5 protein-coding genes are annotated in these 5,923 nt (G+C 70.4%); 1 reads left to right on the top strand and 4 read right to left on the bottom strand.

Translation table 11 applies throughout. From position 1 onward, the window contains the following. The first annotated feature begins 12 nt into the window (after positions 1-12). Positions 13-1,362 (top strand): cobyrinate a,c-diamide synthase, encoded by a 1,350-nt coding sequence (locus K206_RS0114310; protein WP_081651392.1) that lies wholly within the window; start codon positions 13-15, stop codon positions 1,360-1,362. 37 nt (positions 1,363-1,399) lie between these two features. On the opposite strand, the gene K206_RS0114305 is transcribed toward K206_RS0114310, so the two are convergent. The 4 genes from K206_RS0114305 to K206_RS0114290 all read right to left on the bottom strand — a co-directional run bounded on the left by K206_RS0114305 (position 1,400) and on the right by K206_RS0114290 (position 5,879). Beyond that, a complete protein-coding gene (locus tag K206_RS0114305) occupies positions 1,400-1,891 on the bottom strand; it encodes a MarR family winged helix-turn-helix transcriptional regulator (RefSeq protein WP_020203090.1) in 492 nt (163 codons plus the stop codon). A 132-nt stretch (positions 1,892-2,023) separates the two neighbouring features. Further along, on the bottom strand, positions 2,024-3,622 hold the full coding sequence (locus tag K206_RS0114300; RefSeq protein ID WP_020203089.1) for an MFS transporter: 1,599 nt from the start codon (positions 3,620-3,622) through the stop codon (positions 2,024-2,026). A 240-nt stretch (positions 3,623-3,862) separates the two neighbouring features. After that, positions 3,863-4,843 carry an amidohydrolase family protein gene (locus K206_RS0114295; RefSeq protein WP_020203088.1) on the bottom strand — a complete coding sequence of 327 codons (981 nt, stop codon included), beginning with the start codon at positions 4,841-4,843 and terminating at the stop codon, positions 3,863-3,865. Between the two features lie 106 nt (positions 4,844-4,949). Next, positions 4,950-5,879, bottom strand: a complete 930-nt coding sequence (locus K206_RS0114290) for an MBL fold metallo-hydrolase (RefSeq protein ID WP_020203087.1) — start codon at positions 5,877-5,879, stop codon at positions 4,950-4,952. Positions 5,880-5,923: the final 44 nt, after the last annotated feature.

Here is a 5,923-nt window from a genome sequence, read left to right as displayed (position 1 = left end):
GCCGCCCTCATCATGCCCGCCCCCGCCGCCGCGCCCGCGGACCAGCCACTTGCCCCCGCCGGCAGCCTCGACGTGCCCGCGCTGCTGGTCGCCGCGCCCGCTTCGGGGCAGGGCAAGACCACCGTCACCGCCGCGCTGGCGTGGCTGCACCGCCGCCAGGGCCGCCGGGTGCGCGTCTTCAAGAGCGGCCCCGACTACCTCGACCCGTCCATCCTGGCCGCCGCGAGCGGCGCGCCGGTGCATTCGCTCGACCTGTGGATGACCGGCGCCGGCGATGCCGCGGCGCGCCTGGCGCAAGCCGCCGCCGAGGCGGACCTGATACTGGTGGAAGGGGTGATGGGCCTGCACGACGGCACGCCCAGCAGCGCGGACATCGCGCGCCATTTCGGGCTGCCGGTGCTCTGTGTGATCCAGGCCGGCGCGATGGCGCAGACCTTCGGCGCCGTGGCCTACGGCCTGGCCGGCTACGGCCAGCCGCTGCCGTCGATGCAGGTGCTGGCCAACGGCGTGGGCTCGGCGCGGCATGCCGACATGCTGCGCGAGAGCCTGCCGGCGCATATCGGCTGGGCCGGCGGCCTCGCCCGCGACAAGGATGCCGCGCTGCCCGAGCGCCACCTCGGCCTGCACGCCGCCGACGAGCTGCCCGACCTGCCCGCGCGCCTCGACCGGCTGGCCGACGCGCTCGCCGGGCAGCCGGCCGGCCGCCTGCCGCCGCCCGTGGCCATCGCCGCCGCCGCGCCGCTGCCGGCCCTGCCGCCGCTGCTGGCCGGCAAGACCGTCGCCGTGGCCCGCGACGCGGCATTCCGCTTTCTCTATCCGGCCAATCTCGACACCCTGCAGGCGCTCGGCGCGCGCCTGGCCTTCTTCTCGCCGCTGGACGACGCGGCCCTGCCCGCCTGCGACGCGCTATGGCTGCCCGGCGGTTATCCCGAGCTGCACGCGGCGCGTCTGGCCGGCAACGCCGCCATGCTGGCCGCGCTGCGCGCCGCCCATGTCAATGGCCTGCCGATGCTGGCCGAATGCGGCGGCATGATGATGTTGTTCGAATCGCTGACGGACAAAGGCGGGCAGGCGCACGTCATGGCCGGCCTGCTGCCCGGCACCGTGGCCATGCAGCCGCGCCTGGCGGCGCTCGGCCACCAGTCCGTGGCGCTGCCCGAAGGCACCCTGCGCGGGCATACCTTCCACTACTCCAGCGCGCGCACGCCGCTGGCGCCCTGCTGCCACGCCACGGTGCCGCGCGACGGCTCGCGCGGCGAGGCGGTGTTCCGGCACGGCGCGCTGACCGCGTCATACACGCACTTCTATTTCCCCTCCAACCCGCTGGCGGTGGCGCGCCTGTTCGGCGCCGGGGCGGGCTAGCGCCAGGCCGGCGCTCAGGCGGCGGTTCAGGCGACGCTCACGCGGCGTCGGCATCGGCCGCGTCGGCCTTCTCTTCCTTCTCCTGCTGCTGGGTGCGCTGCACCGCCACGGCAATGCCGGACTCGAGCTGCTCCAGCCCCTTGGACAGGTTGCGCATGGTGGTCTCGGAGACGTTTTCCAGCACGTCCCGCAGGAACGACGAGCGCAGCGGCAGCGCCTGCTCGACGATGCCGCGGCCCAGGTCGGACAGCGTGACGTTGGTCACGCGGTTGTCGCGCTCGCTGGTGTTGCGCTCCACCCAGCCCAGCTCCTGCAGGGCCTTGAGCTGGCGCGTGAGCGCGCCCGGGTCCATGCCCACGCGGTCGGCCAGCGGCTTCTGCGCGATGGGCCCGGCGTGGCCGTGCAAGGCGTAGAGGATGCGCCAGCGCGGCAGGGGATGGCCGATGCGCTGCTCGAACGCAGCCGCGTAGGCCCGGTAGGTCCGTCCAAACTGCTGTAGCACAGCCAGGCTTTGTCGCTCCAGTTCCAATCCATTCTCCTGCTTGGGCCGCCGCGCGCCACGCGGACGATGCACGCGCGGCGCGCGGCGGCCTCACCATCAACGGACTAGCCCGGCGTCCCGGCATGCCCCGGGACGATCCCGGGGCTGCCCAGGACAAATTCATTCAGCGGCCATGACCTGCGGCTTGACCGCGCGCTCCAGTTTCACCGGCGGCACGCGGCGCGAGCGCCACAGGCCCACCACGGCGATCACCGCGGCCAGCGCCAGGCCCACGTGGATCGCGCCGACCAGCGACAGCCGGGCCTGCTCGAGCAGCAGGGCGCCATTGTGGCCGCCCGCCTGCAACTGCGACAGCAGGTTCGACTGCGAAGCCCGGTCGATCAGGATCTGCGGATCGGCCAGGCGCGCCTGCCATTCGCCGGCGCCCGCGCTCTGCAGCGCGTCGTGCACGCCGCTGATGTAGCTGCGCGTGACCAGCGTGCCCACCAGCGCCGTGCCGATCATGCCGCCCACCATGCGCAGCGACTGCAGCATGGCCGTGGCGATGCCGAGATGCTCCCGGCCCGCGGTCTGCTGCGCGAACACGGTCAGGTTCGGCATGATGAAGCCCAGGCCGAAGCCGCCCAGCAGCATGATGCCAAACAACACGTGGTGCGACATCGAGCGCGTGGCCTGCGACAGGCCCAGGCAGGCCAGCGCCAGCATCGCGAAGCCCGCATACAGCATGTTGTTGGGCTGGCGGATGCGGGTGATGATACGGCCATTCAGGATACTGCCCAGCGTGATGCACACCACCAGCGGCGTCACCAGCACGCCCGCCTCCTTCGGCGAATAGCCGAAACCGCCCTGGAACAGCAGCGGCGCGTACAGCAGCAGCGAGAACATCACGAAACCGACCAGCACCGCCAGCAGGAACAGCGGCGCCAGCCCCGGATTGCGGAACATCTCCAGCGGCAGGATCGGGTTCGGCGCGCGGCGCTCCCAGCGCCACAGCGCCACCAGCGCGCAGACCGACATCACCACCAGCCCGCCCGTCACCAGGCCGAAGCCGCGCTCCGGCATCAGCTCCACGCACAACTGCAGGCCGCCCAGCCCGGCGCCGATCAGCGCCGCGCCCAGCCAGTCCACCTTGATCGAACCCGTGTGCGTCTGCTGGCGCAGATGCGGCAGGTAGCGCCAGGCGAACAGCAGCCCCAGCAGGCCCACCGGCAGGTTCACGTAGAACACCGAGCGCCAGCCATACGCCTCGGTCAGCAGCCCGCCCAGCGACGGCCCCACCGCGTTGGCGATACCGAAGGCCGCGCTCATCATCACCTGCCAGCGCAGCCGCACGTGCGAATCGGGAAAGAGATCGGGAATGCACGCGAAGGCCGTGCCCACCAGCATGCCGCCGCCAATGCCCTGCAGACCGCGCGCCAGCACCAGGAACGGCATGTTCGGCGCCATGCCGCACAGCACCGACGCCGCTGTGAACACCACGATCGACGCCATCACGAACGGCTTGCGCCCGTAATAGTCGCCCAGCCGCCCGAAGATCGGCACCGTGATCACCGAGAACAGCAGATAGGCCGTGGCCACCCAGGCGTAATACTCGAAGCCCTGCAGCTCCGCGACCACCGTGGGCAGCGCGGTCCCGACCACGGTCTGGTCGAGCGCCACCAACATCACCACGAAGGCGATGCCCAGCATCGCCAACAAGGACTCGCGGAACGGCAACACCTGTCCGCTGCTATGCGCCTGGTGAGGCTGCGACATCATTTTATTGCCCGGTCAATGATTGTAGAGTCAATCATTATAGGGTAGTTGGGCGCGGGCGGAGCGGGTCGTCGGCAAGATTTATGCGGTGTTGATACACATGGCGATATGCATGTCGATGCGCGTGTCGATGCGCATGTCGCCGCCGGCCCGCCGGCCGGCGCCCGGTGAGCGCGCGGGACCGGCGCCTGCCGGCGGCCGGACTCCGCCGGTCCGCGTTCCGTCCCGCAAGAGACCAGTCCCCTAAGCCCCGAACCGCGGAAACAGCCGCCGCACATTTTCCCGCGCGATCGCCGCGTGCTCCTGCGCCGTCAGGCCGCCGAGGCGGCGGAAGTTGTCGATGTTCTTCGCCACGTTCGCCGCCGGCTGGAACGGGAAGTCGGTGCCGAACAGGATCTGTGAAAGCGGCGCGAGCGTGCGCAGGCTGTCGAAGGTGGGCTGGTTCGCCGACATGGCCAGGTCGTAGTACAGGTTGCGGAACTCGTCGAGTACCGCTTCGCTGCTTTTCGGGGCCGGTTTCATGACCGGCATCGGCGCGAGCAGCGCGATGCGGTGCGCGATCGACGGCAGCACGCCGCCCGCGTGCGGCAGGATGAGCTTCAGGTTCGGGCAGCGGCGCAGCGTGTCGGAGAACACCAGGTCGATGACCGTGCGCGCGGTGTCGCACGGGAACTCGAACAGCGGCGCCGGGCGGCCGAGCCCGACGGCTTCGAGGCACTGCGGCGCCGTGGGGTGGAGGAAGATGGTGGCGTGGCGCTCGTTGAGCGCGTCGAAGATCGGGGCGAGCGCCGGGTTGCCCAGGTACTTGCCGTCGGTGTTGGTCTCGATGACGACGCCGTCGAGGCCAAGCTTGCCGAAGGCATGGTCGATCTCCTTGAGCGAGGCTTCGACATGCGGCAGCGGCAGCGTGGCGAAGCCGCCGAAGCGCCCCGGATGCGCGCGCACGGTCTCGGCGATGTCTTCGTTGATGCGGCGCGCCAGGCGCTCGCGCGCGCCGGCGTCGCGCAGGAAGCCGACGCTCGGCGAGGACACCGACAGCATCATGGTGTCGATGCCGCCCGCGTCCATGACGTCGATGGCGGCCTGCGCGGACCACGCGGGAATCGGGTAGCCGCCGTCGAGCGAGGCCAGGCCGGCGTCGGCGAGGGCCTGGCGGTAGGCGGGAGGCAGGCAGTGCGCATGGACGTCGATGAGGCCACAGGTGCAGCGATAGGGTTGGGGCATGTCGATAGCCTTTGAGATCGGTGGCCTTGAGGTCGATGGCCTTGAAATCGATAACCTTTGAGCGGGAGGCGGCGATGGCCGGATGCGAGCGCGGCGAGCGGCGTGGCTACGACAGCGCCTCGGGCGCTTCCAGCTCGAGCCGGGTCGGCAGCCAGTCGTAGCCGTCCGCGTTGCGGCGCAGGTGTCCGCGCCCCGGGAACGGGAAGTGGTACGACAGGATTTCCATGTTCTCGCCGCAGGCCCAGTCGAGCACGCGCAGCCGCGACACCGCGGCGGCGGCGCTGTCGGAGTCGAACTTGAAGGCCCAGTTGGGCCGCTTGAGCAGCAGGATCTGGTGATGGCAGAGATCGCCCCAGTTGAGCAGCGCCCTGCCCTGGCTGGCGATCCGGTAAACCATGTGCCCCGGGCTGTGGCCGGGCGTCAGGTGGGCGGTGATGCCGGGCACCACTTCGTCGCCGTCCGCGAGGAACGTGATGACGTCGCGATAGGCGAGGATGTTCAGGTGCGCGCCGCGGAAATGGTCTTTCATGTGCTCCGACATGGTGTCGCGGATATTGCCGAGATCGGTCCAGTATTCCATGTCGACGCGGTTGATGCAGACGCGCGCGTTCGGGTAGAGCTTGTTGCCGTCGTCGTCGACCAGTCCCCAGCAGTGGTCGGGATGCGCGTGCGTGAGCGCGATCACGTCGATCTGCTCCGGCGCGATGCCGGCCGCGCGCATGCTGGACAGCGCGCGCCCGGTCAGCTTGCCGAAGGTCTTGACGCCGAGTTCGGCGTTGATGCCCACGCCGGTGTCGAACAGCACCAGTTGCCTGCCGGTGTTGACGATCAGCAGATTCTGGTCGAGCTCGATGGTCTCGGTCGGCAGGTAGGCGTCGGCCAGCAGGCGGTCGATCTCCTGCGGGTCGGCATGCGGAAAGGTGTCGCGCGGCGGGCCCATGTGCAGCAGGCCGTCGGTCACCACGGTGCATTCGAAGTCGCCGTGCCGGAAGCGCGTCCAGCCGGGTTGCTGGTTGCGTTGGATCGGTGCGCTCATGTTTGTCTCGCTCCTGGTTCGGCCGGCCGCGGCGGGCCCGCGCC

Source organism: Cupriavidus sp. WS (assembly GCF_000395345.1).
Lineage (GTDB): Bacteria > Pseudomonadota > Gammaproteobacteria > Burkholderiales > Burkholderiaceae > Cupriavidus > Cupriavidus basilensis_B.
Note: the sequence above shows the minus strand (reverse complement) of the source record. Positions and strands in the feature narration are given on the sequence as shown.

Bases quoted from the DNA above. Each gene is read 5' to 3' on its own strand.
- K206_RS0114290 (WP_020203087.1), bottom strand. From the start codon at position 5,879: ATGAGCGCACCGATCCAACGCAACCAGCAACCCGGCTGGACGCGCTTC.
- K206_RS0114295 (WP_020203088.1), bottom strand. From the start codon at position 4,843: ATGCCCCAACCCTATCGCTGCACCTGTGGCCTCATCGACGTCCATGCG.
- K206_RS0114310 (WP_081651392.1), top strand. From the start codon at position 13: ATGCCCGCCCCCGCCGCCGCGCCCGCGGACCAGCCACTTGCCCCCGCC.
- K206_RS0114300 (WP_020203089.1), bottom strand. From the start codon at position 3,622: ATGATGTCGCAGCCTCACCAGGCGCATAGCAGCGGACAGGTGTTGCCG.